At 71.8% G+C, this 25,358-nt stretch carries 27 protein-coding genes and 1 pseudogene; 17 read left to right on the top strand and 11 right to left on the bottom strand.

Annotated features, from left to right (window positions below; genetic code table 11):
* The 4 genes from MJ604_RS21095 to MJ604_RS21080 all read left to right on the top strand — a co-directional run bounded on the left by MJ604_RS21095 (nucleotide 1) and on the right by MJ604_RS21080 (nucleotide 3,807).
* Nucleotides 1-447, top strand: coding sequence for an SRPBCC family protein (locus tag MJ604_RS21095; protein WP_243060683.1), 447 nt, complete (start codon nucleotides 1-3; stop codon nucleotides 445-447).
* Entirely contained in the window at nucleotides 440-2,011 is a 1,572-nt protein-coding gene (locus tag MJ604_RS21090) for an NAD(P)/FAD-dependent oxidoreductase (protein ID WP_243060682.1), read from the top strand. Before MJ604_RS21095 ends, MJ604_RS21090 begins: the two co-directional genes overlap by 8 nt.
* 183 nt (nucleotides 2,012-2,194) lie before the next feature.
* The gene (locus tag MJ604_RS21085; protein WP_243060681.1) at nucleotides 2,195-2,554 is read left to right on the top strand and encodes a YciI family protein; all 360 of its coding nucleotides are present in this window, start codon (nucleotides 2,195-2,197) and stop codon (nucleotides 2,552-2,554) included.
* Nucleotides 2,551-3,807, top strand: coding sequence for an RNA polymerase sigma factor (locus MJ604_RS21080; protein WP_243060680.1), 1,257 nt, complete (start codon nucleotides 2,551-2,553; stop codon nucleotides 3,805-3,807). The genes MJ604_RS21085 and MJ604_RS21080 overlap by 4 nt, the downstream gene beginning before the upstream one ends.
* Here the strand turns inward: MJ604_RS21080 and MJ604_RS21075 are convergent.
* From MJ604_RS21075 to MJ604_RS21050, 7 genes and pseudogenes are all read right to left on the bottom strand, one after another.
* Entirely contained in the window at nucleotides 3,743-4,339 is a 597-nt protein-coding gene (locus MJ604_RS21075; RefSeq protein WP_243060679.1) for a histidine phosphatase family protein, read from the bottom strand. The genes MJ604_RS21080 and MJ604_RS21075 overlap by 65 nt on opposite strands.
* 64 nt (nucleotides 4,340-4,403) lie before the next feature.
* Nucleotides 4,404-4,898, bottom strand: a complete 495-nt coding sequence (locus MJ604_RS24055) for an HNH endonuclease signature motif containing protein (RefSeq protein WP_279236436.1) — start codon at nucleotides 4,896-4,898, stop codon at nucleotides 4,404-4,406.
* Between the two features lie 79 nt (nucleotides 4,899-4,977).
* Nucleotides 4,978-5,553 (bottom strand): annotated as a pseudogene (locus MJ604_RS24050) (DUF222 domain-containing protein); the annotation flags it as partial.
* A gap of 421 nt (nucleotides 5,554-5,974) precedes the next feature.
* A complete protein-coding gene (locus tag MJ604_RS21065; protein WP_243060678.1) occupies nucleotides 5,975-6,424 on the bottom strand; it encodes an ANTAR domain-containing protein in 450 nt (149 codons plus the stop codon).
* A gap of 72 nt (nucleotides 6,425-6,496) precedes the next feature.
* Entirely contained in the window at nucleotides 6,497-8,758 is a 2,262-nt protein-coding gene (locus MJ604_RS21060) for a catalase (protein WP_279236435.1), read from the bottom strand.
* A 122-nt stretch (nucleotides 8,759-8,880) separates the two neighbouring features.
* Entirely contained in the window at nucleotides 8,881-9,867 is a 987-nt protein-coding gene (locus MJ604_RS21055) for an LLM class F420-dependent oxidoreductase (protein ID WP_243060677.1), read from the bottom strand.
* 52 nt (nucleotides 9,868-9,919) lie between these two features.
* Complete coding sequence (locus MJ604_RS21050) at nucleotides 9,920-10,753, bottom strand: sigma-70 family RNA polymerase sigma factor (RefSeq protein ID WP_243060676.1); 834 nt, start codon at nucleotides 10,751-10,753, stop codon at nucleotides 9,920-9,922.
* A gap of 245 nt (nucleotides 10,754-10,998) precedes the next feature.
* On the opposite strand from MJ604_RS21050, the gene MJ604_RS21045 reads away from it, so the two are divergent.
* From MJ604_RS21045 to MJ604_RS21035, 3 genes are all read left to right on the top strand, one after another.
* A complete protein-coding gene (locus MJ604_RS21045; RefSeq protein WP_243060675.1) occupies nucleotides 10,999-12,180 on the top strand; it encodes a zinc-dependent alcohol dehydrogenase in 1,182 nt (393 codons plus the stop codon).
* A 10-nt stretch (nucleotides 12,181-12,190) separates the two neighbouring features.
* Nucleotides 12,191-13,618, top strand: a complete 1,428-nt coding sequence (locus MJ604_RS21040) for a SpoIIE family protein phosphatase (RefSeq protein WP_243060674.1) — start codon at nucleotides 12,191-12,193, stop codon at nucleotides 13,616-13,618.
* A gap of 92 nt (nucleotides 13,619-13,710) precedes the next feature.
* Nucleotides 13,711-14,055 carry an STAS domain-containing protein gene (locus tag MJ604_RS21035; RefSeq protein WP_243060673.1) on the top strand — a complete coding sequence of 115 codons (345 nt, stop codon included), beginning with the start codon at nucleotides 13,711-13,713 and terminating at the stop codon, nucleotides 14,053-14,055.
* Nucleotides 14,056-14,058: 3 nt separating this feature from the next.
* Here MJ604_RS21035 and MJ604_RS21030 read toward each other — a convergent pair whose 3' ends face one another.
* Entirely contained in the window at nucleotides 14,059-15,129 is a 1,071-nt protein-coding gene (locus tag MJ604_RS21030; protein ID WP_243060672.1) for a YihY/virulence factor BrkB family protein, read from the bottom strand.
* A 289-nt stretch (nucleotides 15,130-15,418) separates the two neighbouring features.
* Between MJ604_RS21030 and MJ604_RS21025 the strand changes: the two genes are divergently transcribed.
* The 3 genes from MJ604_RS21025 to MJ604_RS21015 all read left to right on the top strand — a co-directional run bounded on the left by MJ604_RS21025 (nucleotide 15,419) and on the right by MJ604_RS21015 (nucleotide 17,124).
* On the top strand, nucleotides 15,419-16,039 hold the full coding sequence (locus MJ604_RS21025) for a TasA family protein (protein WP_243060671.1): 621 nt from the start codon (nucleotides 15,419-15,421) through the stop codon (nucleotides 16,037-16,039).
* Nucleotides 16,040-16,141: 102 nt separating this feature from the next.
* Nucleotides 16,142-16,756: a signal peptidase I gene (locus MJ604_RS21020; RefSeq protein WP_243060670.1), complete on the top strand. Its 615-nt coding sequence runs from the start codon at nucleotides 16,142-16,144 to the stop codon at nucleotides 16,754-16,756.
* A complete protein-coding gene (locus tag MJ604_RS21015) occupies nucleotides 16,756-17,124 on the top strand; it encodes an Hpt domain-containing protein (protein WP_243060669.1) in 369 nt (122 codons plus the stop codon). The genes MJ604_RS21020 and MJ604_RS21015 overlap by 1 nt, the downstream gene beginning before the upstream one ends.
* A 21-nt stretch (nucleotides 17,125-17,145) precedes the next feature.
* Here the strand turns inward: MJ604_RS21015 and MJ604_RS21010 are convergent, their stop codons facing one another.
* Nucleotides 17,146-17,898, bottom strand: a complete 753-nt coding sequence (locus tag MJ604_RS21010) for a response regulator transcription factor (RefSeq protein ID WP_243060668.1) — start codon at nucleotides 17,896-17,898, stop codon at nucleotides 17,146-17,148.
* A gap of 82 nt (nucleotides 17,899-17,980) precedes the next feature.
* Between MJ604_RS21010 and MJ604_RS21005 the strand changes: the two genes are divergently transcribed.
* The 4 genes from MJ604_RS21005 (at nucleotide 17,981) to MJ604_RS20990 (ending at nucleotide 20,735) form a co-directional block, all read left to right on the top strand.
* On the top strand, nucleotides 17,981-18,451 hold the full coding sequence (locus tag MJ604_RS21005) for a hypothetical protein (RefSeq protein ID WP_243060667.1): 471 nt from the start codon (nucleotides 17,981-17,983) through the stop codon (nucleotides 18,449-18,451).
* 83 nt (nucleotides 18,452-18,534) lie between these two features.
* Nucleotides 18,535-18,996, top strand: a complete 462-nt coding sequence (locus MJ604_RS21000) for a hypothetical protein (protein ID WP_243060666.1) — start codon at nucleotides 18,535-18,537, stop codon at nucleotides 18,994-18,996.
* Between the two features lie 20 nt (nucleotides 18,997-19,016).
* Nucleotides 19,017-19,721, top strand: a complete 705-nt coding sequence (locus MJ604_RS20995; protein WP_243060665.1) for a VOC family protein — start codon at nucleotides 19,017-19,019, stop codon at nucleotides 19,719-19,721.
* A 12-nt stretch (nucleotides 19,722-19,733) separates the two neighbouring features.
* The gene (locus MJ604_RS20990; RefSeq protein ID WP_243060664.1) at nucleotides 19,734-20,735 is read left to right on the top strand and encodes a beta-ketoacyl-ACP synthase III; all 1,002 of its coding nucleotides are present in this window, start codon (nucleotides 19,734-19,736) and stop codon (nucleotides 20,733-20,735) included.
* Nucleotides 20,736-20,786: 51 nt separating this feature from the next.
* Here MJ604_RS20990 and MJ604_RS20985 read toward each other — a convergent pair whose 3' ends face one another.
* On the bottom strand, nucleotides 20,787-21,731 hold the full coding sequence (locus tag MJ604_RS20985) for a GlxA family transcriptional regulator (protein WP_243060663.1): 945 nt from the start codon (nucleotides 21,729-21,731) through the stop codon (nucleotides 20,787-20,789).
* A gap of 71 nt (nucleotides 21,732-21,802) precedes the next feature.
* On the opposite strand from MJ604_RS20985, the gene MJ604_RS20980 reads away from it, so the two are divergent.
* From MJ604_RS20980 to MJ604_RS20970, 3 genes are all read left to right on the top strand, one after another.
* Entirely contained in the window at nucleotides 21,803-22,789 is a 987-nt protein-coding gene (locus MJ604_RS20980) for a saccharopine dehydrogenase NADP-binding domain-containing protein (RefSeq protein WP_243060662.1), read from the top strand.
* A 72-nt stretch (nucleotides 22,790-22,861) separates the two neighbouring features.
* Nucleotides 22,862-23,044, top strand: coding sequence for a hypothetical protein (locus MJ604_RS20975; protein WP_243060661.1), 183 nt, complete (start codon nucleotides 22,862-22,864; stop codon nucleotides 23,042-23,044).
* 17 nt (nucleotides 23,045-23,061) lie between these two features.
* Nucleotides 23,062-24,840 carry a thiamine pyrophosphate-requiring protein gene (locus MJ604_RS20970; protein ID WP_243060660.1) on the top strand — a complete coding sequence of 593 codons (1,779 nt, stop codon included), beginning with the start codon at nucleotides 23,062-23,064 and terminating at the stop codon, nucleotides 24,838-24,840.
* A gap of 17 nt (nucleotides 24,841-24,857) precedes the next feature.
* Here MJ604_RS20970 and MJ604_RS20965 read toward each other — a convergent pair whose 3' ends face one another.
* The gene (locus MJ604_RS20965; RefSeq protein WP_243060659.1) at nucleotides 24,858-25,331 is read right to left on the bottom strand and encodes a DUF1360 domain-containing protein; all 474 of its coding nucleotides are present in this window, start codon (nucleotides 25,329-25,331) and stop codon (nucleotides 24,858-24,860) included.
* Nucleotides 25,332-25,358: the final 27 nt, after the last annotated feature.

Below are 25,358 nucleotides of genomic sequence, written 5' to 3'. Positions count from 1 at the left end.
ATGGCGACCAACACGCGCGTCATGAAGGCGACCCCCGACCAGGTCTGGGACGTGCTGGCCGACGGCTGGTTGTACCCGCTCTGGGTCGTCGGCGCGTCCCGGATGCGCGAGGTCGACACCGACTGGCCGACGGTCGGCTCCCAGTTGCACCACTCCGTTGGTTCGTGGCCCCTGCTCATCGACGACACCACCGAGGTCGCGGAGTCCGCTCCCGGTCGGTCCCTGGCTCTGCGCGCCCGAGCCTGGCCGACCGGAGCGGCCGGCGTGCGGATCACCCTGGAGCCCGCCGACGACGGCCATACTCGAGTCGTGATCGAGGAGGACGCCATCTCGGGGCCGGCGCTGCTGGTGCCGCGCCTGCTGCGCGACCCCGGGCTGAAGTGGCGCAACGTCGAGAGCCTGCGCCGGCTCGCCTACCTCGCGGAACGCCGGTCCGCGCGTGGGTGAACCCGACGCGATCGTCGTCGGGGCCGGGCCGAACGGCCTGGTCGCGGCGAACCTGCTGCTCGACGCCGGCTGGTCGGTGCTGGTGCTCGAGGCACAGCCGACACCCGGGGGAGCGGTGCGCAGCGACCGCGACGTACACCCCGACTTCGTGCACGACACGATGAGCGCGTTCTACCCGCTGGCCGCGGCGTCGCCGGTGATCCACGCGCTGCGGCTGGAGGAGCACGGCCTGGTGTGGCGGCACGCGCCGGCGGTGCTCGGGCACTTCGACCCCGCCGCGGGCCGGTGGGCGATCCTGCACCGTGACCGCGCGGTCACGGCCGGGCTGCTGGACGACCTGCATGCCGGCGACGGGGCGGCGTGGCTGGCGCTGTGCGAGTCGTGGGACGCGATCGGCGACGACATGGTCGGCGCGCTGCTGTCCCCGTTCCCGCCGGTGCGTCGCACGATGACCGGGCTGGCGCACCTGCGGAAGGCGGGCGGGCTCGACTTCGTGCGGATGCTGCTGACGCCGGTCGCGTCGCTCGCCCGCACCCGCTTCGGGGGTACGGCGCCCGGGCTGCTCCTCGCCGGCAACGGGGGCCACGCCGACATCCCGCTGGATGCGCCCGGGTCCGGGCTGATGGCGGTGCTCCTCGCGATGCTCGGGCAGACCGTCGGCTGGCCGGTGCCGGAGGGCGGAGCGGGTGAGCTCGCGGGCGCGCTGGTGCGGCGGTTCGAGTCACGTGGGGGAGAGGTGCGGTGCTCGGCCGAGGTGACCCGCATCGAGGTCTCGGGCCGGCGGGTGCGCGGCGTACGCCTCGCCGACGGGTCGCGGCTGGCCGCCTCGACCGTCGTCGCCGACGTCTCCGCGACCGCGCTGTACGGCGGCCTGGTGCCGGCCTCGGACCTGCCGGTGCGCACGATGCGCCGGATGCAGCGCTTCGAGCTCGACCCGGGCACGGTGAAGGTCGACTGGGCGCTGTCCGCCCCGGTGCCCTGGGGGGTCGCGCCGCCGTACGCCCCCGGGACGGTGCACGTCGCGGACTCGGTCGACGAGATCCAGCGGGCGCTGCAGCAGATCGGCGCGGGCGTCGTGCCGGACCGCCCCTTCCTGCTCGCCGGGCAGATGACGACCACCGACCCGACGCGCTCGCCGGCCGGCACGGAGTCGATGTGGGCGTACACGCACGTCCCGCAGGGCGTCGCTTGGGACCGCGACTCGCTGGAGCGGTTCGCCGACCTCATGCAGTCGCGGCTCGAGGAGCTGGCGCCGGGCTTCGGCTCGCGCGTGCTCGCCCGGCGGATCCTCGGCCCCGCCGACCTCGAGGCCCGCAACGCCAACCTCGTCGGTGGCGCCCTCAACGGGGGTACGGCGCAGCTGCACCAGCAGCTCGTGTTCCGGCCGGTGCCCGGCCTCGGCCGTGCCGAGACCCCGATCCGCGGTCTGTACCTCGGCTCCGCCTCCGCACACCCGGGTGGTGGCGTGCACGGCGCGGCGGGCAGCAACGCCGCCCGGGCGGCCATCGCGCACCGGCGGCTCACGCCGTCAGGAGCACGGTCCCGCCGCGTCGTACGGCCCTGATCGTGGTGCCGAGGTCCGGGTCGACCACGATCGTGATCGACCCGAGTGATGGCAGCGTTCGCGCACCTTCCGGGGCCGGAGAAGATTCTTTGAAAGAGTTTCGAGAAAGGTGTCGAATCCGGCCGAGCGCCGCGACGTCAGGATGACAGGCAACGTTCCACTCGAAGTTCTTGGAGGCTTCCCATGAAGTACATGCTGCTGCTCCGTCACGAGCCCGGTACCGGCCCCGAGGAGGGCACCCCCGAGTTCGACGCCGAGATGGCGAAGTGGGGTGAGGTGATGGGCGAGCTCGGCCAGACCGGCTCGATGGTGGCTGCGCACGGGCTCGACACGGAGGCGACCGCCACCACCCTGCGCATCCGCAACGACGAGGCGTTGGTGACCGACGGCCCGTTCGCGGAGACGAAGGAGTCCTTCTTCAGCTACATCATCATCGACGTCCCGGACCTGGACGCCGCCCTGGCCTGGGCCAAGCGGATGCCGAACGCGACGTACGGCTCCGTCGAGGTCCGGCCGCTGTCCAGCCACGAGCAGGACGCTTGACCGAATCGGATGCGGCCGAGGCCGTCGAGCGGGCGTACCGCGAGGAGTGGACCCCGCTCCTCGCGACGCTCGCCGGTCAGCTCGGTGGGGACGTCGGGCTGGCCGAGGAGGCGGTGGCCGACGCGTTCGCGGCCGCGGTGGCCGAGTGGCCGGGTCGGGGCGTGCCCACGCGTCCCGGAGCCTGGCTCACCACCGTCGCGCGCCGCCGCGCGGTCGACCGCCTCCGTCGCGAGGCGACGCGGTCGGCCGCACTCGAGCGGCTGGAGGTCCTGGTGCGGCACGACGACGAGGCCGAGCCCGAGCCGCTCGATCGCAGCGGCGTCGACGACGACCGGCTGCGGCTGCTGTTCACGTGCTGCCATCCCGCGCTCTCCCTGGAGGCTCGCGTCGCCCTGACCCTGCGGGTCGTCGGCGGCCTGGAGGTTTCCGAGGTCGCGCGGGCGTTCCTGACGACCGAGAGCACGATGTACCAGCGCCTGGTCCGCGCGAAGCGGAAGATCAAGGCGGCCGGGATCCCGTACCGCGTGCCGGCCGAGGACGAGCTCCCCGGGCGCGTGCACGGTGTCCTGCACGTGCTCCACCTCGTCTACACCGAGGGTCACGTGGCCAGCTCGGGTGACGACCTCGTGCGGGTCGACCTGTGCCAGGAGGCGATCCGGCTCAGCCGGCTGGTCGCCGGGCTGCTCCCCGCCGACTCCGAGGCGCTCGGCCTGCTCGCCTTCCTGCTGCTCACCGACGCCCGACGTCCGGCTCGCACCGACTCCCACCGCCGTCCCGTCGCCTTGGAGGACCAGGATCGCGGTCGCTGGGACCAGGGTGCGATCGCGGAGGGCGCGGCGACTCTGGACCGAGCGCTCGGCCTCGGATCACCGGGACAGTTCCAGGTGCAGGCGGCCATCGCGGCTCTGCATGCCGAGGCACCTCACTGGGAGGCCACCGACTGGCCCCAGATCGCCGCCCTGTACGGCGAGCTGTCCCGCATCGCCCCGTCACCGGTCGTCACGATCAACCGGGCCGCCGCCCTCGCCATGGCCGACGGCCCGCACGTCGGCCTCGCGCTGCTCGACGGCCTCGACGTCGACGACCGGCTCGAGCGCTACCAGCCGTTCCACGCCACCCGCGCCGAGCTGCTCGCCCGCGCCGGCGACGCCGCCGGTGCGGCGGTCGCCTACCGCCGGGCGATCGAGCTCACCCAGAACCCCGCCGAGCGCCAGGCGCTGGAGGAGCGGAGCCGGCAGGCCCGTCGTCCGTGACGAGGGTGTACTCCCAGCCGGGGCGCCACGTGAAGTCCGCCGACAGGGCCTCGGCCACCGGCGTCCCGCGCAGGTGGTGGTCGAGGCCGAGCTGAGTCGCCACGTGGCCCACGACCAGGACCCGGGCGCCGTCCCATCGGGTCGGAACGTCGCCGAGGAACCGGCCGACCCGATCGACCGCCTGCTGCCAGCTCTCGCCGCCCGGGTAGGGAGTGGCCAAGGAGGCCAGGCGATCAGCGTGGACCTGCTCGCGGGGCGCGCCGTTGAGCTCGCCGTAGTCGCACTCCCGCAACCGCCAGTCGAGCAGGACCGGCACGCCGCAGCCGGCGAACGCGATGTCGACGGTCTCGACCGCGCGGGCGAGATCCGAGCTGAACACAGCGGCCACCCCGTCGTCGCGGCGACGTCGGCCGAGCTCGACCGCTTGCCGACGCCCGAGTGCCGACAACCTGCCGGGGAGCCAGCCGGTGGCGATGCCGGCTTCGTTGTCCTCGGTCGTCTGGTGCGTCTCGAAGACGATCTGAACTGCCACAGGTGGTTCCGTCCTCGGGGTGGGTGGGGCGTGCTCGCAAGGCTGCCACGGGAGCACGTGACGCCTATTGGCGTCGGTGGAAGGTGACGTCGCCGTTGGGCAGGTAGGTGGTGTCGTAGGTCGTGTCGTGTGCGCGTTGGTGGTGCCAGTGGCAGAGCGTGACGGCGTTGTCGAGGTTGGTATGGCCGCCGTGGGCCCATGCGATCTGGTGGTGGGCCTGGAGCGTGTGGGTGCGGTCGCAGCCCTCGGCGCGACAGCCTCGGTCGCGCACGACCATCGCGTACCGCTGGGCCTTGGTGTGCAGCCGCCGCCCACGTCCGACGTCGAGAGGCTGGGAGTCCCCGCCGAGGACGACGGGGATGACCTCGGCCTCGCACAACAGCCGCCGGGTGGCGCCGGGGCTGATCCTCTCCCCGGTGTCGAGCACCCCGGCCTTCTCCACACGACCCATCAGCGAGTCTTCGTCGATGAGGACCAGGAGGGTGGCGGGCAGGCCGCCGCTCTTCGGGAGCTGGTTCGTGGGGTAGCGGGTGATGAGCTCGCACAGCGCCTTCCCCATGGCCTCGGGGGTGGGGAGGCGTTCGGCGCCCGCGCCGTGGGTGGCGTGCTTGGTGCTTGGGTGCGGTGATCGCGAGCAGGATCTTGCGCAGCAGGGCGCCCTCGGCTGTGGGGATGGTGAACCGGCCGTGGGTCTTGCCGTGTCCGTCGTCGTACATCGACAGGTGACAGGCCTTGGCGGCGGCCTTCTCCTCGGCCTCGAGGATCGCGGCTTCGCGGGCGTCGGCCTCGTCGGGGGCGATGACCTCGAACAGGTGCTTGCCCAGGGTGCGGAGGGCTTTCGCGTCGTGGTGGGCTGCTTCGGCGACCAGGTGGGCTTCGGCTTTGGCGACGAGGTCGCGGTCGATGTCGTCGGGGAGCTGGTCGACGGCCTGCACGATCACCCGTGCCTGCTCCAACAGCACCTCGCCGTGCGCCAGCGCGTCCCGCGTGAGGGGATGCTCCTCGAGCGCATGACCGAGCTTCACGGTGCCGGCCGCCGCAGGCCGGGTGGTCCTCGTGGTGTGCGCCAGCCAGCTCGCCGCGGAGGCGGCGCCGACCTCCTGCCCGACGTGCAGGTCATCGGCATGCGCGGCCACGCGGGCCTTCAGCTCTGCCACCTGGGCCGCGACGCGGGTCAGCGCGACCAGGGTGTCAGCGGTCTCCGCAGCGTCCATCGACCACACCGATGCGTCGGCAACGGTGTCGAGCTCAGCGTGGACATGGGCGGTCGCCACCGACACGCGGTGTCTCGGAGTGGCGATCGCTGTCATGGTTCAACCCAAGCACCGACCACCGACAGTGAAGCCTCGAAAAGCCCGTGGTTGACCGGGATATGGACACTATCGCGAAATGGTTCTGGGGATTCTTCCGTGGTGATTTCGAGGCCACCGCCGGAAACCCGGGAAGCAGCGCCAGCCCGAACCCCGCCGTACCCGCGTAGAAGCCCTGTCGGTCGCAACCACAAGCAACCCGCAGCCCAGCGTCGGCAGCAGGTGGCTTTCGAGGCTCGCTCCGCCCGCACCTCAACCACCGACGTCGCAGCCGGCGCTCGAACCCGCGTCATGGCCAGTGGGTGCCCAACCACGACGGTCGCCGTCAGGAAGCAGATCCCGCGACGATCGACGCGGCCAGCTCGCGCATCGGCCGGTTGGTCCGGGAGCTGGCGCCCTTGAGGAGCGCCAGGGCATCGTCCTGGTCGACGTTCCGGCTGGCCATCAGGATGCCGATCGCCATACCGATGACCCGAGACGAGAGCAGGGCGCGCTCGAGCTGGACCGCGTGCTCGCGGCTGACGACACCGTCCGCCTGGAGCTCCGCGATCAACTGTCGGTCGAGCTCCAGGCGGGCCTCCATCAGGTCCGCACGCGCGTGTGAGGCGTCCGCGCGGGCCTCGGCCACGTAGCCGCGTGACTCGGCGGCGTCGGCTCGTGCGTCTGCCGCGTCGGCTCGGTGCGTCAGGGTGTCGATCTCAGCGCTGTTCACCTCGATCTGCGCGACCAGCTCGTCGATCTGTCGCTGCAAGTCGGTCTCGTCCTGCTTCCCCATGCGGCCAGTATGCGCTGCTCACCTGGCGTGGAGCAGGTGGGTTCACGCCGCTCCTCGCCCGGATGACCAGCGTCAGGACTGGGCGAACCGCTCCCACACACGGTGGAACGCCATCTGCTCCTGGACGCGGGCCAGGACATCGGCTCCGGTGTCGCCGCGGACGATGCCCGGCGTACCGGTGATCCCGGCTGCCTCCAGCGCGGTCACGCCCTCGCCCCAGGCGCCGATCACCTTGCAGTGGCGGTACGCCTCCTCGAGCAGGAGCACGACGCGGGGGTCGACCGTCACCGTGTCGGCCGCGCCCACCTTGGCGTCCCGGGCCGGGATCGCGTCGGGCGCGGGCACCGGCGAGCCGGCGACCAGCACCACGTCGAACTCGACCGAGCGCGCGGTCGCGAACGTGCGCTGCACCGGGAAGCCGCCGACCTCGCCGCCGTGGGGTCCGATGAGCAGAGGCACCATCCCGGCGCCGAAGATCGCAGTGCGCACCGCCGCCAGGTCCGCCAGGTCGCCGTCCGGGTCGATGACGATGCCCACCATCCGACCGTCGGGCGGCCACGCCTCACCGACCTGGGAGAGCGCAGGGGAGGGCTCGAGGTCGACGAGCGGGACCGTCGGCGATGGCGCGGGCAGGCCGAGCGCGGTCGCCACCTCAGAGCACAAGCGGGGGTCGATGTTCGCCAGGCACTGGAGCTGGCGCTCCTTGATCGTCTGCTCGTAGCACTTCCCGAGCTCGAACGCGTACGCCCGGATGATGTGCTCCTGCTCGACGGGCGACATGCTCAGCCAGAACTGCCGCACCTGGCTGTAGTGGTCGTCGTACGACGCCGGTTGGGCGCGCACCTTCGTCGCCTCGGCGACCCGAGCCGGCAGGTGCTCGAACGAGCCCTCGAGGTCGGCGCCGGCGTGGAACGGGCAGCCGCCGTCCAGCGAGTTCGGCTTGTACGGCGCGACGCCCGCGTGCACCGCGTGCTGGTGGAAGCCGTCGCGGAACATGTCGTTGACCTCGGTGTGCGGCCGGTTGACGGGGATCTGGTTGTAGTTCGGCCCGCCGAGCCGCGACAGCTGGGTGTCGACGTACGAGAACAGCCTCGCCTGCAGCAACGGGTCGTCGGTGGCGTCGATGCCGGCGACCAGGTGGCCGACGTGGAACGCGACCTGCTCGGTCTCCGCGAAGAAGTTCGTGGGGTTCGCGGTCAGCACCATCAGCCCGACCGGCTGCACCGGAGCCAGCTCCTCGGGCACGATCTTCGTGGGGTCGAGCAGGTCGACGTCGCCGAACACCTGCTCCGGGTTGTCGGGGAACACCTGCAGCCCGAGCTCGTACGCCGGGTACGCGCCGGACTCGATCGCGTCGTACAGGTCGCGCCGGTGGAAGTCCGGGTCGACGCCGCCGAGGAGCTGCGCCTCCTCCCAGGTGAGGGAGTGCACGCCGAGCCGCGGCTTCCAGTGGAACTTCACCAGCGACGTCGCGCCCTCGTCGTTCTCGACCCGGAACGTGTGGACGCCGAATCCCTCCATGGTCCGGTAGGACCGCGGGATCCCCCGGTCGGACATGTTCCACATCGTGTGGTGCTGCGCCTCGGTGTGCAGGGAGACGAAGTCCCAGAACGTGTCGTGCGCGCTCTGCGCCTGGGGGATCTCCCGGTCCGGGTGCGGCTTGCCGGCGTGGATGACGTCGGGGAACTTGATGCCGTCCTGGATGAAGAACACCGGGATGTTGTTGCCGACCAGGTCGAAGTTGCCCTCGGCCGTGTAGAACTTCGTCGCGAACCCGCGGGTGTCCCGGACGGTGTCCGCCGACCCCCGTGAGCCCAGCACCGTCGAGAACCGCACGAACGTCGGCGTCTCGACACCCTCCCGCAGGAAGCCCGCCCGGCAGACCGAGTCCGCGGTGCCGTACCCGACGAACACGCCGTGCGCGCCGGCGCCGCGCGCGTGCACGACGCGCTCCGGGATCCGCTCGTGGTCGAAGTGCGTGATCTTCTCGCGCAGGTGGTGGTCCTGCAGCAGCGTCGGCCCGCGCTCACCGGCCTTGAGGGAGTGGTCGGTGTCGCGGATCCTCGCGCCGGTCGACGTCGTCAGGTAGGTCTCGTGCTGGGCACGGGCGTCCGGCTTCCCGTCCACCTCGGCGCCGGTCGCCGTCCGCAGCTCCGGGGCACCCTGGTCCGGCTTCGGGGGCAGCGGCTCGCGCGGCTCGGTCGGCTCCTCGAGCTGGGGCGGCTCGACACCCGGCGCTCCAGGGACCGGCGGCTCGGCCATTCCCGCAGCCTTCTCCGCGATCCTCCCGACAACCTTCTCGAACGTGTCCTTCGCGAGCTGCTTGGGGTCCATGAGTTCCTCCCGGAGTGGTGGACGATGCCGAGAGGTACCCGTACCTCCGGCACCTACGCGCCCCGTTCGGGTGAGTCGTCACGGAGCGGACGACGGTGCCCGACCACGTCACCGGCAAACGGTCAGGGAGCAGCAGAGCGCAGCTTCTCGAGCAGCGGCCCGGCGGCCTCGGCGAGGAACTCGTCCTGGCCCTGGTCGCCGACCTGCACGACCGCGATGTCGGTGAAGCCGGCCTTCCAGTACGCCGACACCGCGTCGACGACCCGGTCGAGGTCGGGGCCGCACGGGATCGCGTCGGCCACGTCCTCGGGCCGCACGAACTGCGTGGCCGCGGCGAATCCCGCCGGGGTCGGCAGGTCCGCGTTGACCGGCCACCCACCACCGAACCAGCGGAACTGCTCGTGCGCGCGCTTCACCGCGGTGTCCTCGTCGCGGTCCCAGCAGATCGGGATCTGCCCGATCGCCCTTGCCTGGCTGCCGATCTGGGCCGCGCCGTCGACCGCGTTCCAGTCGTCGATCAATGACACGTCCGGCTCGACGCCGATGAGGTGGTCGGCCAGCGGTGCGAGCTCCTCGATCGACCGGTCACCCGAGACCGCGACACCGATCTCGACGCCCTCGTCGGGCAGGTCCCAGATGCGGGCCGAGTCGACCTGGAAGTACTCGCCGCGATGGTCGACGAGGTCGCCGGTGTGCAGGAGGCGGATGATCTCCACCGCCTCGCGCAGCATGGCCTGCCGGTCCTGCACGGCGGGCCAGCCCTCACCGACGACGTGCTCGTTGAGGTTCTCGCCACTGCCGAGCCCGAGCGTGAAGCGCCCGTCCGCCAGGATCTGCGCGGTGGCGGCCTTCTGGGCGACGACGGCCGGGTGGTAGCGCAGCGCCGGGCAGGTCACGAACGTCATCAGCCCGACCCGCGAGGTGGCCTGCGCGACCGCGCCCAGCAGCGTCCAGGCGTACGGCGCGTGCCCCTGCTCGGTGACCCAGGGGGAGAAGTGGTCGCTCATCACCTCGAAGTCGAAGCCCACCGACTCGGCGGACTGGGCGTACCGGACCAGCTCCTTCGGCCCGCTCTGCTCGCTCATCAGGGTGTAGCCGAAACGCGTCATGGGCGGGGAGTACCCCGCCGGGACTCGCCCCATCCGTGCGGGCAGCCCGTGATCAGGCGGCCCCGAGCTCGTCGCGCAGGTCGCCCAGGATCCGGGTCAGCAACCGCGAGACCTGCATCTGGGTCACGCCGAGGTCCTTGCCGATCTCTGTCTGGGTGAGGTCGGCGAAGTAGCGCAGGTAGAGGATCCGGCGGTCTCGCTCGGAGAGCCGGCGCACGACGGGCGCCAGCACCAGGCGCGCCTCGCTGGCCGGGCCGTCCTCGTCGTCCCCGACCAGGATGTCGCCGAGGGTTGCGCGGTCCGACCCGACCAACAGGTCGAGCGACACGGGTTGGAAGCAGCCGTGGGCAGCGACGGCTCTCCGGTACTCGGCGATCGGCACACCGACCTGGTCGGCGACCTCCTGCTCGGTGGGCTCCTCGCCGAGGCTCTGCTCCAGCTCGCGGGTGGCCTCGCGCGCCTGACCCTGGATCTCCTGGACGCGCCGGGTGGGACGCACCATCCACCCCTGGTCGCGGAAGTAGCGCTGCACCTCGCCGCGGATGGTCGGCACGGCGAACGTGAGCAGGTCGTTGCGCAGGTCCGGGTCGAACCGGGACACCGCCTTGATGAGCCCCTCCTGCGCGACCTGCACGAGGTCGTCGACGGGCACGCCGCGGCCCTGGTAGCGCCGGGCGATCGCCTCGGCGACGCCGCGGTTGATCAGCACGACCCGCGACCTCAGCTCGGTGGCGTCGTCCGGGTCGTCCGTCTCGGCGGCGGCGCGCAGGAGCATCGCGGTCTGCTCGGACCGCTCGGTTCGCGTCAGCCCGCAGTTGGGGTCGCGCAGCTCGTGGTCGCTGAGCGGTTCGAGGAGAGTGGTGACGGGGCTTGCGAGATCGCTCATGTAGGCGCTCCATCCCGAGAGTGATGGTGTGCCTCGCCGGCTTCTTCAGCAAGGAGATGTGTTCGTCTCTGCCCTCGACGTTACCTCGATGAGCCTCTCAAGCAAGTCCAGGCGGGAGAAGGGGCTCCTCGTCTCGTACCCGGCCGGGGCGAGGTCGAAACCGGCGGTTCGGCCGACGGCCCCTGGGTACCGCGGCGGAGACCGACGATCGCATGAACACATCGCACGAACATCAGGAGGACGTTGTGAAGGCAGTGACGTGGCAGGGCCGGAAGGACATGCGGGTCGAGGACGTCCCGGACCCGACGATCCAGGAGCCGACCGACGCGATCGTGCGGATCACGACCACGGGACTCTGCGGCTCGGACCTGCACCTCTACGACCCGCTGACACCGTTCATGACGCCGGGCGACATCGTGGGCCACGAGCCGATGGGCATCGTCGAGGCGGTGGGCGCCGACGTCCGTGACCTCGCCGTGGGCGACCGGGTGGTGGTGCCCTTCAACGTGAGCTGCGGATCCTGCTGGATGTGTGAGCGGCACCTGTACAGCCAGTGCGAGACCACGCAGAACCGCGACCAGGGCACCGGGGCCAGCCTGTTCGGCTACAGCAAGCTCTACGGCCAGGTACCCGGTGGCCAGGCCGAGCTCCTCCGAGTGCCGTTCGCCGACTTCCTGCCCGTGAAGGTGCCGGACGGTCCGCCCGATGAGCGCTTCGTCTACCTGTCCGACGTGCTGCCGACGGCCTGGCAGGGCGTGGCGTACGCCGACCTGGACGACGGCGACACTCTGATGGTCCTGGGCGCGGGCCCGATCGGCGACATGGCCACCCGGATCGCGCTGGACCGGGGGCACCGGGTGATCGTGGTCGACCGGGTGCCCGAGCGCCTGGCGCGCGTCGCTGCTCGCGGCGCCCAGACCCTGAACCTCGACGAGGTCGACGACATCGGCGAGGCCGCGCGCGAGCTGACCGGAGGCCGCGGCCCGGACGCCGTGCTCGAGGCGGTCGGGATGGAGGCACACGGCTCGCCCGTCGCGGAGGGGATCCAGAAGTCCCTGCGGCTGCTGCCCAAGAAGGTGCAGGAGCTGATGATGAAGAACATGGGCATCGAGCGCCTCGACGCGCTCTACACCGCCTTCGACGCCGTCCGCCGCGGTGGCACCGTCTCGATCTCCGGTGTGTACGGGGGAGCGGTGGACCCGATGCCGATGTTCCAGCTCTTCGACAAGCAGCTGCAGCTGCGGATGGGACAGGCCAACGTGCGGGCCTGGACCGACGACATCCTCGAGGTGCTCGGCGAGGACGAGGACCGCCTCGGCGTCGAGACCTTCCACACCCACGCCCTGCCGCTCTCGGAGGCGCCGGCGGCGTACAAGACGTTCCAGGCCAAGGACGACGGCATGGTCAAGGTTCTCTTCAAGCCCTGAGAGGCACGGCATGGATCCAGCACTCGTCGCACTGCAGGACGCGATGCTCCCCCAGGGGCTTCCGGTGCTGCCGCGTGTCGAGCTGGCCGCCCGCTGCCTGCTCGCGGCGAGCGACGCGGGCTCGGGGGGCGACTGGTTCGACGCGATCCCGCTGCCCGACGGCCGGGTGGTCGTGGTGGTCGGGGACGTGGTCGGCCACGGCGTCGAGGCGTCGGTGGTGATGGCGGAGCTCAAGGCGGTCTTCGACGAGCGGGTCCGGGAGGACGGCGACATCGTCGCGGCCCTGGAGCTGATCGACCGTCGCGCGGGCCGGCTGGCCGACGCGCGGACCACGACGGTGTGCGCGTGCGTCCTCGACCCGCAGACCGGCGAGCTCGGCTACTGCACCGCGGGCCACCCGCCTCCGGTGGTCGTGACGCCCGACGGTCGAGCGAGCTACCTCCCGCTCTCCGGCGGGCGACCGCTCGGGGCGGAGCAGTCGTTCTCCCGCGGGCAGCACGTGCTCGGCGAGGGGGACGTGCTCCTGCTCTACAGCGACGGGCTGGTCGAGCGTCCCGGGTCGCCGGCCCAGAACACGGTGGACCTCCTGCGGGTGGCCGGTCAGGTACTGACCGGCCCCGCCACGGAGGAGACGACCGTCGACCGGATCTGCCGGGAGGTCCTCGACGTGCTGACCCGGGTGACCGGCTACTCCGACGACATCACCGTGCTCGCGGTGCAGCGGGCCGCCGCCGTCGTGCCCCTGCGGCTGGTGCTCCCCGCCGTCACGGGGTCCGTCCCCACAGTGCGCGCGGGACTCAGCGACTGGCTCGCCCACCTGCGGATCGGCCCGGTGGACGAGATGGCGCTCCTGCACGCGGTGAGCGAGCTCGTCGCCAACGCGGTCGAGCACGCCTACCCGGTGCCCCGGGCGACCGACCTGGTCCGGATCGCCGGCGACCTCGGCCCCACCGGCGAGGTGCGCCTGGAGGTCGCCGACGACGGCCGCTGGCGCGTGCCGGTGGAGGACGTGGACCGCGGACGGGGCCTGGCGATGGTGCGCGCCTACACCGACGACTTCCGGGTCGGGCAGAGCGCGAGCGGCACCCGCGCCGTCGTCCGCCATCAGGTGGCGCATCCCGTCGCGCTCCTGCGTGGGGTCTCGACCGGACCGGTCGTCGACGGCGAGCTCGGCCTGAGCGTCGACGGGCAGGACGTGCTCGTGACCGGCATCGTCGACCGAGCCGGTGCCGTGCTGCTGCGCCGTACCCTCGACCGCGCCAGCCGCGGCGGCACCCGCCTGGTGTCGGTCGACCTGTCCGAGGTGGACCTGCTGTCCAGCGCCGGGGTCCGGGTGCTGGTCGACGCGAGCGTCGACGGCGAGGTCCGGCTGGTGGCCGCGGCCGGCTCGGCGGCGCAACGGGCCCTCGACCTGGTGCATCTGCCGTACCGGTCCTGACCACCAGGTTTGAAGTCGGCGAAAAGTGCACATTCATGTCGGCAGGGAGGGCGCCGGAGGGAGGCGCCCCGAGAGCCTCACGGAGCAACGACATGGAAGCAGCGTTCCGATTCTCCTACCTGCCGCCGGTGGCGAAGCTGACGATCGAGGGTGAGCTCGACGTCCACGGCGAGGCTCAGCTGGCGTGGCGCCTGCGCGACATCGAGCAGCTCTCGTGCGAGGTCGTGCGGCTGGACGTCGGGCGGCTGAACTACATCGACGACGGCTGCATGCGCCTCATCGACGAGACCCGGGCCCGCCTCGCGCAGCGCGGGGTCGAGCTCGAGATCGTGGCGGCGTCCCTGCCGTTCACGCTGGTCAGCGGGCTCGGGGGCTACCCGGCGCTGGCCGCCGAGGCGCAGCGTGCTCGTGGCTGCGACGAGGCATTGGTCGCCTGACCGTCAGGACCGCTTGCCGCGGGTCCGGCGCAGCCGGCGGCCCCGCTCGATGTCCTTCTGCTCCTTGCGCTCGGCCTTCTCGATCTGCCGGGTGTTCCGGGGCGGGAGCTGCAGCACCTCCTCGGCCGGGAACCCGGCCTGGAGCTGGCGGCCGCGCTCGAGCTCGGCGTCCAGCTCGGCGCCGAACAGCAGCGCCAGGTTGGTGATCCAGAGCCAGAGCAGGAACACCACGATGCCGGCGAGGGAGCCGTAGGTGCGGTCGTAGCTGGCGAAGCCGGCCACGTAGAAGCCGAAGCCCACCGACGCCGCGACCCAGGTGACGATCGCGACCACGGCACCCACGCTGACCCAGCGGAACCGCGGCTGCCGCACGTTCGGCGTCGCGTAGTAGAGCAGCGCCACGATCAGGATCACCACCGCGAGCAGCACCGGCCACTTCGCGATGTTCCAGACGGTGACGGTGGTGTCGCCCAGGCCGATCGCGTCGCCGACCGCCTGGGCGGCCGGACCGGTCAACGCCAGGCCGAGCGCCACGATCGCCGTGAGCACGACGGTGACCACGGTGATCACCAGCATGACCGGTCGCAGCACCCAGAAGGGCCGGCCCTCCTCGACCTCGTAGATGCGGTTCATGCCGCGGCCGAACGCTCCGACGTACCCGGACGCCGACCACAGCGCCAGCGCGAGACCGATGACCAGGCCGATGCCCGCGCTCTGGCTCTGGCTGAGCTGGACCAGGGTGGGTTCGAGGGTCTGCGCCGCGCTCCCGGCGCCGACGTCGCGCAGGATCTGCAGCAGCGTCTCGACGGTCTCGTCCCCCTGGTCGGCCAGACCCACCAGCGACAGGATCGCGATCGCAGCCGGGAACAGTGCCAGCACGGAGTAGTACGTGAGCGCCGCGGCGATGTCGGTGCACTGGTCGTCGCTGAACTCGCTGATCGTGCGCCGTACGACGTAGCGCCACGACGGCTTGGTCAGGTCGGTGGGGGAGGCCGGCTTCTCCGGCGCGTCCGGGTCGGGTGCCGCCGCCGCGTCGGTCTCCGTCTCGGGTTCGAGGTGCTTGCCGGTGGTCATGCCGGGTCAGTGCCCGACTCGGGCGCCGGTGATGCGACCCGGCCGCAGACGACGACCTGGCCGCGGTGGTTTCGATGCTCGTCGTCGGTGGTCCGGCCGCCCCAACCACCGCTTCGACGCGCGTTTTCGCAGGTCAGATGCCCTTTTCGGCGTCTTGAGAATCCCTTGAGGAAACCTCAGGGCTTTGCCCCCGGAGCACTTGAGATCGGCTCGGCAGAGTTCTCGTCATCAAGGAACTGACCAGCAGCCACAAGCCGCACAGCTGGTCCCTCACTCAAAGGAACCAGTCATGAAGCTGCTCGCCTCGAAGTCCGCCGCCGTCAAGATCCTCGCCTCCGCCGCCCTCGTCGGTGGCGCTGCCTCGGTCGCGGGCCTCGGCACGTTCGGTGCGTTCACCTCGACCACCACCGCCAACCAGAGCGTCGCGACCGGCAAGGTCGTCCTGTCGACGACCTCGGGCCCGCAGGACTTCGGCCTCGCGGTCAGCAACATGGTCCCCGGCGACACCATCCAGCGCACCGTCACCCTGACCCGCTCGAGCGACACCGAGGCCTTCGGCGCCATCAAGCTCACCAGCACCTCGGACACGTCGAACCTGCTGACCACGGACGCCACCAACGGTCTGCAGGTCAAGGTCGAGGAGTGCCCGACCGCCTGGGTCAAGGCCGCCAACACCAACGACCTCACCTGCTCGGGCCAGGTCGACACGGTCGTCACCCAGCGCGCGGTCCTCGCGGGCACCGGCTCCGACCTGGCGAAGGTCACCAGCTCGCTCAACGGCGCCGGCAAGACGTCGAACCTCAAGGTCACGCTGACGCTCCCGACCGACGCCGGCAACGCCTTCCAGGGCCTGTCGACGAACCTGAAGTTCACCTTCGACGCCACCCAGCGCGCCGCGAAGGCTCTCTGATCCCCAGCTCCGGCTGATCTTCAGCAACGGGTGCCGCTTCCCCCGTGAGCGGCACCCGGGGCTGGTTCCCCACCATCCGACCACCGTCTCGAGGAGCCCGACATGAGCAGCACCGCCGTCGCCCGTCACCGGGCCACCGCTCCTGCGGTCGAGCCGAAGGTGGCCGGGGCGTCCGTCGTACGACGGATCGCCGGCGTGCTGGGCAACCTCGTGCTGCTCGCCTGCGCCGCGGCCTTCCTCGCGATCGCGGTCGGGCCGCACCTCTTCGACTACCGCACCTCGACGATGCTCACCGGCAGCATGTCCCCGGGCATCGACCCCGGTGACATGGTCGTGACCGTCCCGCGCCCGACCGCCGACCTCGAGGTCGGCGACGTGATCAGCTACCAGATCCCGGTCGAGGACCACCGCGTCGAGACGCACCGCGTCGCGAGCGTCAAGCACCGGGCCGACGGGACCACCGCGATCACCACCAAGGGCGACGCGAACGTGAACGTCGACCCGTGGGTCGCGATCATCAGCACCGACACCGTCTACGAGGTCCAGACCGTTGTCCCGAAGGTCGGCACGGCGATCCGTGTCCTCCGGGCGCCGATCGTCCAGGACGGTATCCTCTGGGTTGCCCTCGGGGGCGTGATGGTGCTCGGCCTCAGCATGATCTGGGGCACGAAGCCCGACATGTCTGACACCGACGAGGGACCGAGGGAGCAGTCGTGATGAGCGAGCTTCGAAGCGAGAATCCAGTTGTCTTCGACTCCGCCGTCGTCTCGAACCTCACCGGCCACGCCGACGACGCGGAGTTCGCCCGTGTCTTCGTCGGCCGCTTCCAGCGGATGCTGCCGGAGCGGGTACGCCGCATCGACGACGCGCTCGGCGAGCAGGACCTCACCGACGCGATGGACGCCGTCCTCAGCCTGAAGAGCGCCGCTGGCACCGTCGGTGCGGGCGAGCTGTTCGTGATCGCCGGAATCGTGGAGGCCCAGCTCCGCCGCCGCGACTTCGAGGCGGCCACGTCCGCCGCCGCGGACCTCCCGGCCGCCGCCGAGCGCGCCGACCAGGCGCTCACCGCCTACCTCGGCGCCTGAGCGGTCCCGGTCGAGCCGGGATCAGGCCGGCAGCTCCATCCGGTAGCCCACCCCGCGCACCGTGCGGATGTAGCGCACCGAGCCCTTCGTCTCGCCGAGCTTGCGACGCAGGTTCCCGATGTGGACCTCCACCAGGTGGGTGTCCGAGGCCCACTCCGTGCCCCACACCGACCGCAGCAGCGACTCGCGCGACCAGACCCGCGCCGGCGCACGCATCAGCTCGGCGAGCAGGTCGAACTCCGTGCGCGTGAGCACCAGCTCGTCGCCGTCGCGGAACGCCCGGCGACCGTCCACGTCGACGCGGAGGCCACTGTGCTCCAGGATCTCGTGGCCGTCGTCGAGGGACGCCTCGTCCGCGCCGTTCGGAGCGGTCCCGTTCGAGGAGCCAGCGGTGCGCGGCCGGCGGAACATCGCGTTGACCCGGGCCTTGAGCTCGCGGGCGCTGAACGGCTTGGCGATGAAGTCGTCCGCGCCGGTCTCGAGGCCGAGCAGCCGGTCGATCTCGTCGTCACGCGAGGTGATCATCACGACGTACGCGTCGCTGATCAGCCGGATCCGACGGCAGGCCTCGATGCCGTCGATCCCGGGCAGCCCGATGTCCAGCGTGATCAGGTCCGGCTGGACCTCCGAGACGGCCTCGACACCCGCCAGGCCCGACTCGACGGTGGTCACGGTGAAGCCCTGGGTGCTCAGCGTGAACTCGATGAGAGAGCGGATGTCCTCGTCGTCCTCGACGACGAGGGCCTTCCGGTCGTGGCCCGAGTCGGTGGTCATGGCGCCATGATGCCCCACGTCTTGCGGATTTCTTGAGATTTCCTGCTGGGGTGCTTGAAACCCGCACGACAGAGTCTCTTCCATGAGCACGACGACCACCTGGAGCGACCTGAGCCGCCGCGCGGCCACGGTCGTCCTCGTCGTGCTGTGCCTGATCGCGGTGCCCGCGGTCGCCAGCGCCAAGCTCAGCTCCGGCCAGGCGGTCAGCCAGTCCGTCGGCACCGCCCGGATGGAGACGCCGACCGGCGTCGTCGGTGGGTACTCCTGCAAGCGCGGCGGGACGACCGAGACGATCACGGTCTGGGTGGTGTCGTTCACCGACAACGGCCCCGACGATGCGACGTACTCCTACCGCCTCACCCGCGGCACGGCCCTGGCCGACAGCGCCCTGAGCCGGTACAAGCTCGTCCAGCTCGACGGATCGAAGTCGCGTGACAACGCCGCGACCACGTGGACCGTGAGCATCCAGGCGACGCTGGGCAACTGGACCAGCGGCACCGTCACGAAGTCGATCACGTGCCCGGCGACGGGCGACCGGGACGGCTTCCTCTAGACGACCCGTGGGGGGTTGAGTAGAGCTGACGGCGGGGCGACTGGGGGGTCGCCCCGCCGCAGCGATTTCGCGAGGATGCGCGCATGTCCTCCTCTGTCGGGCTGCGCCTCAAGCAGCTGGTCCTCCTGTTCGGCGCGGTCTTCCTCGGCATCGTCGCGCTCACCAACCTGATGAACCTCGTGTCCGCGGCCACCACCGACTGGACGTTCCTGAACTCGCACAACACCGGCTACGTCGAGTCCGTGGTCGCGATCTACGACGCGCCCGGTTGGCTCGACGAGCTGGTCGTGCTCGCGGCGCTCGCGATCGAGGCGACGGGTGCGCTGCTGTTCGTCCGCGCCCTGCTGGCGTACCGCGGCGGCGGCACCGGCGTGACCGAGACCTACCAGGCGCTCGCCTGGAACATCGGCGTCTGGTTCGCGTTCATCGTCGGCAGCGAGGTGTTCCTCGCGTACGACGCCGAGGGCACGTTCCGCGAGCTGCTCGCGCTCGCGCTGTTGATGGCCGTGGTGGTCGCCGTCGTGCCGGACGAGCCGACGGCCTGACCTAGGAGTAGGTTGCGCGCGTGCCAGAAGCAGGTGTCGTCGCGTTGAACCACGTCGGTGTGAGCGTCGCGGATCTCGACCGCGCCCGCGCGTTCTGGATCGACGAGCTCGGGGCGCTCGACCACGGCGGCTTCGGCTGGCCGGTCGGCACCGCCCCGGCCGACGAGTCGCTGGCGACCGAGGGCACCTCGGCCGAGGTCGCGCTGCTGCGCACCGACGCGGCGTTCCTCGAGCTGTTCGCGTTCGCGTCCCCGGCGCCCGCGCCGCGTGCGCCCGGTACGCCGGGCGTCGCGTCCCTGGTCTGGGCGGTCCGCGACGACCGGCGCGGGATGGTGCACTGCCCCGACGGCACCCCGGTCGAGCTCGTCGCCGCGGGCGACGGACCCGCCGGGCTGGTCGGCGTCACGGTCCGCGTGCCCGACCCCGGCGTACACCCCTTGCCGGCGGTGCCCGGCCCGGTCGCGGTGACCGTGGTCGACGGCGGGGACGCGGAGCCCGCGCGGCCGGTCGACCTCGGCGTGAACCACCTCTGTCTCGACGTGGCCGGCATCGCCGGTGTGCGGGCGGGGTTGCAGGATGTGAGGTGGCACCACGACGTCACCGAGTCCAGTGGAGGGATCGCCGCGGTCTGCTACGGGACCACGGCCGACGGGGTGCTGGTGGAGCTGTTGGAGAGCCGCAGCGAGGACGCGTTCCTGTCCCGGTGCCGGCTGGCGTACAAGTAGAGGGAGAACACGATGGCGACGATCGGTCAGCGACAGGGTGCGGCGGCGACGGCGATGCTCGGGCTCGGTGTGTACCGGCCGGAGCGGCTCGTCACGAACGACGAGGTCTGCGAGGTGCTCGACTCGAACGACGAGTGGATCCAGACCCGCTCGGGCATCCGGACCCGCCGGTACGCAGGCGAGGACGAGTCGCTCGTCGACATGGCCACGATCGCGGCCGAGCGGGCGCTCGCCGCGTCCGGCGTGGGCATCGCCGACATCGGGACCGTGATCGTCGCGACCTCGACGCACGCGCAGCACACCCCGGCAGCGGCCCCGCTGGTCGCCGACCGGCTCGGCTCCAAGGCGGCGGCGTTCGACGTGTCCGCAGGTTGCGCCGGGTTCTGCCACGCCGTGTCGGTCGGCTCCGACCTGGTGCGCGGCGGCAACGCCCGCTACGTCCTGGTGATCGGCGTGGAGAAGCTCAGCCTGTTCCTCGACCCGACCGACCGGGGCACGGCGTTCATCTTCGCCGACGGTGCCGGGGCGGTGGTCGTGGGCGCGGCCGACGAGGCCGGCATCGGCCCGGTCGCATGGGGGTCGGACGGCTCCCAGTCGCACGTGATCACGCAGGACCGGAGCTGCCGCGACGCCGACGCCGACCACCCGCTCGTGGTGCGGATGGAGGGCACCCAGGTGTTCCGCTGGGCGCCGTTCGCGATGGCCGACGTCGCCCGCGAGGCGATCGAGGTCGCCGGTCTCACGATGGACGACGTGGACGCCTTCGTGCCGCACCAGGCCAACCTCCGGATCACCGAGACCCTCGCCCGCAACCTGAAGCTGCCGGAGGGCATCGCGATCGCGCGCGACGTCCAGGACTCCGGCAACACCTCGGCCGCCTCGGTCCCGCTGGCGCTCGAGGCGATGCTGCGCAACGGCGAGGCGAAGGCCGGTGACACCGCGCTGCTCATCGCGTTCGGTGCCGGCCTGAGCTACGCCTCGCAGGTCGTGTCGATCCCGCCGGTGGCGGTGTAGGCGCCGCGCCGACGCCGCACCCGGGCAGTGCAGCCAGGCCAGGCCAGGGCCTCACGCAACCCGGAACGTCGAGCGGTACGCCGTCGGCGTCACGCCGACCGCCCGGTGGAAGTGGCGGCGCAGGGTGGTCGCGGTCCCCATCCCGCAGCTCGACGCGATGTGCTCGACCGACGCGTCGGTGCGCTCCAGGAGCTTCTGGGCCCGCGCGATCCGCTGCTGGTGCAGCCAGTCGAGCGGGCCGACCTGCAGCTCGGCGTTCATCCGGCGGGCGAGCTGGCGGGTGCTGAGCCCGGCGCGGCCCGCGAGGTCGCCGACGGTGAGTGGCTGGTCGAGCCGGGCCCGTGCCCACTCGAGGGTCGGGGAGAGACCGTCGGGCGTGCGCGGCTCGGTGGCCGGGGTGATGAACTGCGCCTGACCGCCGGTGCGGTGGGCCGGCATCACCAGCCGGCGGGCGAGCCCGTTGGCGGCCGTCGCGCCCAGGTCGCGCCGGACCAGGTGGATGCAGAGGTCGAGGGCTGCGGTCTTGCCCGCGGACGTGAGCACGTCGCCCTCGTCGATGTAGAGGACATCGGAGCGCACGTCGACCTGTGGGTACTTCCGGGCCAGGTCCTCGGCGTACATCCAGTGCGTGGTCGCGCGCCGGCCGTCGAGCAGCCCGGCGGCCGCCAGCACGTACGCGCCCGTGCACAGCGACGCGACCCGCACACCGCCCGCGTGGGCGTCGCGCAACGCCGCGACCAGCTCCGGCTCGGGCACCAGGTCGAGGTCGTCGATGGACGGGACGACGACGGTGTCGGCGTCCGCGATCGCGTCGTACGACGCGGTCGGGAGACCCGGGAGCCACGGGTGGGGGCGGCCGTCGCTCGTGCAGACGACCAGGTCGTACCAGGCGCCCGTGGGGGAGAGGTCGGCCCGGTCGACGCTGAAGATCTCGGCGGCGATCGCCACCTCGTAGAGCATCGTGGCGCCGTGCAGGGCGAGGGCGATCCGGGGCATGTCCGAAAGTGTACGCACCACGTCGTTTCAGACGCTCGTGCGGCGGGACGTCGCGACCCAGGATGGCCGTCATGAACACGAACACACGAGTCCTGGTCTACGGCGCCACCGGTCACACGGGGCGCTTCGTCGTCGACGAGCTGCTGCGGCGCGGGCTGACGCCGGTCGTCGCCGGGCGCAGCGCGGAGCGGCTCGCTGAGTTCTCCGGCCCGGAGCGGCGGGCCTTCGGGATCGACACTCCTGACCTCGCCGGCGTCGGCGTCGTCATCAACGCCGCCGGGCCGTTCCTCGACACCGCGGTCCCGATCGCCCGCGCCGCGGTCGCCGCCGGGGCGCACTACCTCGACGTCACCGCCGAGCAGCCGGCCGTGCAGGAGGTGTACCGCGAGGTCGACACCGCCGCCCGGGCGGCCGGCGTCGCGGTGATCCCGGCGATGGCGTTCTACGGCGGGCTCGGCGACCTGCTCGTCACGGCCGCGCTGGACGGTGAGACGGACGCGGACGAGGTCGACCTCGCGATCGGTCTCGACCGCTGGTGGCCGACGGCCGGCAGCCGGGCGACCGGCGCCCGCAACACCGCGGCCCGCCTGGTGATCCGCGACGGCGAGCTCACGCCGCTGGCCGGCCCCGCGCCCACCGGCACCTGGTCGTTCGGCGAGCCGCTCGGCGAGCAGGAGGTCGTCGAGCTGCCGTTCTCCGACGTGATCACGATCCATCGTCACCTCGCTGTCCGCGAGCTGCGCTCGTACCTCAACACCGGTCCGCTGGCCGAGCTCCGCGACGCCGACACCCCGCCGCCCACCGCGGTCGACGACACGGGACGCTCGGCCCAGCGGTTCGTCGTCGATGTCGTGGTGCGCCGCGGCGCCGACGTACGCCGCCTCTCGGCGGCCGGTCAGGACATCTACGCGGTCAGCGCGCCGATCGTGGTCGAGGCCGCGCAGCGGCTGCTCGACGGGCGGTTCCACGCGACCGGGGCCGTGGCTCCCGGCGAGGCCTTCGCCGCCGGCGACGTCCTCGACGCTCTCGGGCTCCTGACCCACGCCTCAACTCGCTGAGCCACGACGATCAACGACTACCAGCTGGCCATCGCCTCGGCGGTCGAGGAGCAGACCGCGACCACGAACGAGATGGCGCGCAACGTCGCCGAGGCCTCCACCAGCTCGGGCCAGATCGCGGAGAACATCGCCGGGGTCTCGGGCTCCGCCGATGCCACCACCGGCGCGGTCAACCAGACGCTCACCGCGATCGAGGAGATCGCGCGGATGTCGCAGCAGCTGCGCTCGGAGGTCGACCGCTTCGTCACCCGCTGAGCGGGTACCGCCGGTCCGTGACCACCACCGTTGCGGACCAGCTGCTCGCCCGACTCCGTGAGTGGGGTGTGGACCAGGTCTTCGGCTACCCCGGAGACGGCATCAACGGCATCCTCGGCGCGTTCTCGCGCGCCGGCGACCAACCCCGGTTCATCCAGTCGCGGCACGAGGAGATGAGCGCCTTCCAGGCGGTCGGGTACGCCAAGTTCGGCGACCGCCCGGGCGTCTGCCTCGCGACCTCGGGGCCGGGGGCGATCCACCTGCTCAACGGCCTCTACGACGCCAAGCTCGACCACGTCCCGGTGGTCGCGATCGTCGGGCAGACCAACCGCACGGCGATGGGCGGCAGCTACCAGCAGGAGGTCGACCTGCTGAGCCTGTTCAAGGACGTCGCCAGCGACTACGTGCAGGTCGTGAACGTGCCCGAGCAGCTGCCGAACGTGCTCGACCGGGCGTTCCGGGTCGCGATGAGCCGCCGCGCCCCGACCGCGCTGATCATCCCGAACGACGTCCAGGAGCTCGAGTACGTCGCACCGGGCCACGAGTTCAAGATGGTGCCGTCCAGCCTCGGCACCAGCTGGCCGAGCGTGACGCCCGACGAGGACGGCCTGCGCCGCGCGGCGGACGTGCTGAACGCCGGCGGCAAGGTCGCGATGCTCGTCGGCCAGGGCGCCCGCGGTGCGGCCGCCGAGGTCGCCGAGGTCGCCGACCTGCTCGGCGCCGGGGTGGCCAAGGCGCTGCTCGGCAAGGACGTGCTCAGCGACGAGCTGCCGTGGGTGACCGGCTCCATCGGACTGCTCGGCACCCGGCCGAGCTACGAGATGATGCGTGACTGCGACACGCTGCTGACCGTCGGCTCGAGCTTCCCGTACACCCAGTTCCTCCCGGACCTCGACCAGGCGCGTGCGGTCCAGATCGACGTCGACGGCGCGCTGATCGGCATGCGGTACCCGTACGAGGTCAACCTGGTCGGCGACGCCCGCACGACCCTGCGCGCGCTCATCCCCCTGCTCGAGCGCAAGACCGACCGCGGCTGGCAGGAGGGGATCCGCGAGAACGTCACGGGCTGGTGGGACACGATGTCGGCCGAGGCGCACGTGGGAGCCGACCCGGTGAACCCGATGCGGATCTTCCACGAGTTCTCGAAGGTCGCTCCGGAGAACGCGATCGTCACCTCCGACAGCGGCTCCGCGGCCAACTGGTACGCCCGGCAGGTGCGGATGCGCGGTGCGATGCGCGGCTCGCTCTCCGGCACGCTGGCGTCGATGGGCCCGGCGGTGCCGTACGCGATCGGCGCGAAGTTCGCCCACCCCGACCGGCCGGCGATCGCGTTCGAGGGCGACGGAGCGATGCAGATGAACGGCCTCGCCGAGCTGCTCACGATCGGCCGCTACTGGCGCGAGTGGGCCGATCCGCGGCTGGTCGTCGCGGTGCTGCACAACAACGACCTCAACCAGGTCACGTGGGAGCTGCGGGCGATGGGCGGCACCCCGACGTTCGTGGAGTCCCAGGCCCTGCCCGACGTCTCGTACGCCGACTTCGCCCGCGCGGCCGGGTTGGGCGCCATCACCGTGACCGAGCCCGAGCAGCTCGCCGGCGCGTGGGAGACCGCGCTGTCCGCCGACCGCCCGTACCTGCTCGACGTCCACTGCGACCCCGACGTACCCCCGATCCCGCCGCACGCCACGCTCGAGCAGATGACCGACATGGCGAAGGCGCTGATCAAGGGCGACACGAGCCGGTGGGGCGTGATCAAGGAGGGCCTCAAGACCAAGGCCCAGGAGCTGTTGCCCTGAGCCGAGTCGCCGGGACCTCAGCCGGACGAGACCGCGGCGTACGCGTGCTGGAGGGCGTCCGACCCGGCGACCGTGGCGAACGCGGCGCCGAACGCCCGGGTCGGGCCCGGCGCCAGCACCAGTCCGGCGACGTAGGCGGTGGCGACCCAGGGCGCCAGGCAGAACGGGCAGCTGATCAGCTCTCCCAGCGAGTGGACCGCGCCGTGGCGAGGGCTCTCGTGGACCTCGGCTGAGCCGGCCTCGCCGTCGAACTCCGTGAACGGCGCGCGCAGCGGGGTCGTCACTCCCTCCTTGGCGATGATGCGGGTGAGCTTGTGCGTCGCCAGCGCGCCCACCACGAGGTCTGCGGCGGCGTACCGGTTCGGCCACGTACGCCGGCTTCCGCTGATCAGCCACGAGCCTCCTCCCCACAGCGTGCTGAACGCCGCGAGGGAGACCGCGTAGCCGGCGATGCGGTGCGGTTCTCGTGGACTGTCGCTCGTCTTGCTCATGCTCGCAGGTACCCCGGGGTCCTGGCG

The organism is Nocardioides sp. SR21 (assembly GCF_022761125.1).
Taxonomy (GTDB): Bacteria; Actinomycetota; Actinomycetes; order Propionibacteriales; family Nocardioidaceae; genus Nocardioides.
The sequence above is the reverse complement of the archived record's forward strand: the minus strand, read 5'-3'. Positions and strand labels throughout refer to the sequence as shown.

What these genes read in the sequence shown, in the direction of transcription:
- MJ604_RS21095 (WP_243060683.1), top strand. Translation starts at nt 1, where the DNA reads ATGGCGACCAACACGCGCGTCATGAAGGCGACCCCCGACCAGGTCTGG.
- MJ604_RS21085 (WP_243060681.1), top strand. Translation starts at nt 2,195, where the DNA reads ATGAAGTACATGCTGCTGCTCCGTCACGAGCCCGGTACCGGCCCCGAG.
- MJ604_RS24055 (WP_279236436.1), bottom strand. Translation starts at nt 4,898, where the DNA reads ATGGGGAAGGCGCTGTGCGAGCTCATCACCCGCTACCCCACGAACCAG.
- MJ604_RS21065 (WP_243060678.1), bottom strand. Translation starts at nt 6,424, where the DNA reads ATGGGGAAGCAGGACGAGACCGACTTGCAGCGACAGATCGACGAGCTG.
- MJ604_RS21060 (WP_279236435.1), bottom strand. Translation starts at nt 8,758, where the DNA reads ATGGACCCCAAGCAGCTCGCGAAGGACACGTTCGAGAAGGTTGTCGGG.
- MJ604_RS21055 (WP_243060677.1), bottom strand. Translation starts at nt 9,867, where the DNA reads ATGACGCGTTTCGGCTACACCCTGATGAGCGAGCAGAGCGGGCCGAAG.
- MJ604_RS21050 (WP_243060676.1), bottom strand. Translation starts at nt 10,753, where the DNA reads ATGAGCGATCTCGCAAGCCCCGTCACCACTCTCCTCGAACCGCTCAGC.
- MJ604_RS21040 (WP_243060674.1), top strand. Translation starts at nt 12,191, where the DNA reads ATGGATCCAGCACTCGTCGCACTGCAGGACGCGATGCTCCCCCAGGGG.
- MJ604_RS21035 (WP_243060673.1), top strand. Translation starts at nt 13,711, where the DNA reads ATGGAAGCAGCGTTCCGATTCTCCTACCTGCCGCCGGTGGCGAAGCTG.
- MJ604_RS21030 (WP_243060672.1), bottom strand. Translation starts at nt 15,129, where the DNA reads ATGACCACCGGCAAGCACCTCGAACCCGAGACGGAGACCGACGCGGCG.
- MJ604_RS21025 (WP_243060671.1), top strand. Translation starts at nt 15,419, where the DNA reads ATGAAGCTGCTCGCCTCGAAGTCCGCCGCCGTCAAGATCCTCGCCTCC.
- MJ604_RS21020 (WP_243060670.1), top strand. Translation starts at nt 16,142, where the DNA reads ATGAGCAGCACCGCCGTCGCCCGTCACCGGGCCACCGCTCCTGCGGTC.
- MJ604_RS21015 (WP_243060669.1), top strand. Translation starts at nt 16,756, where the DNA reads ATGAGCGAGCTTCGAAGCGAGAATCCAGTTGTCTTCGACTCCGCCGTC.
- MJ604_RS21010 (WP_243060668.1), bottom strand. Translation starts at nt 17,898, where the DNA reads ATGACCACCGACTCGGGCCACGACCGGAAGGCCCTCGTCGTCGAGGAC.
- MJ604_RS21005 (WP_243060667.1), top strand. Translation starts at nt 17,981, where the DNA reads ATGAGCACGACGACCACCTGGAGCGACCTGAGCCGCCGCGCGGCCACG.
- MJ604_RS21000 (WP_243060666.1), top strand. Translation starts at nt 18,535, where the DNA reads ATGTCCTCCTCTGTCGGGCTGCGCCTCAAGCAGCTGGTCCTCCTGTTC.
- MJ604_RS20990 (WP_243060664.1), top strand. Translation starts at nt 19,734, where the DNA reads ATGGCGACGATCGGTCAGCGACAGGGTGCGGCGGCGACGGCGATGCTC.
- MJ604_RS20985 (WP_243060663.1), bottom strand. Translation starts at nt 21,731, where the DNA reads ATGCCCCGGATCGCCCTCGCCCTGCACGGCGCCACGATGCTCTACGAG.
- MJ604_RS20980 (WP_243060662.1), top strand. Translation starts at nt 21,803, where the DNA reads ATGAACACGAACACACGAGTCCTGGTCTACGGCGCCACCGGTCACACG.
- MJ604_RS20975 (WP_243060661.1), top strand. Translation starts at nt 22,862, where the DNA reads ATGGCGCGCAACGTCGCCGAGGCCTCCACCAGCTCGGGCCAGATCGCG.
- MJ604_RS20965 (WP_243060659.1), bottom strand. Translation starts at nt 25,331, where the DNA reads ATGAGCAAGACGAGCGACAGTCCACGAGAACCGCACCGCATCGCCGGC.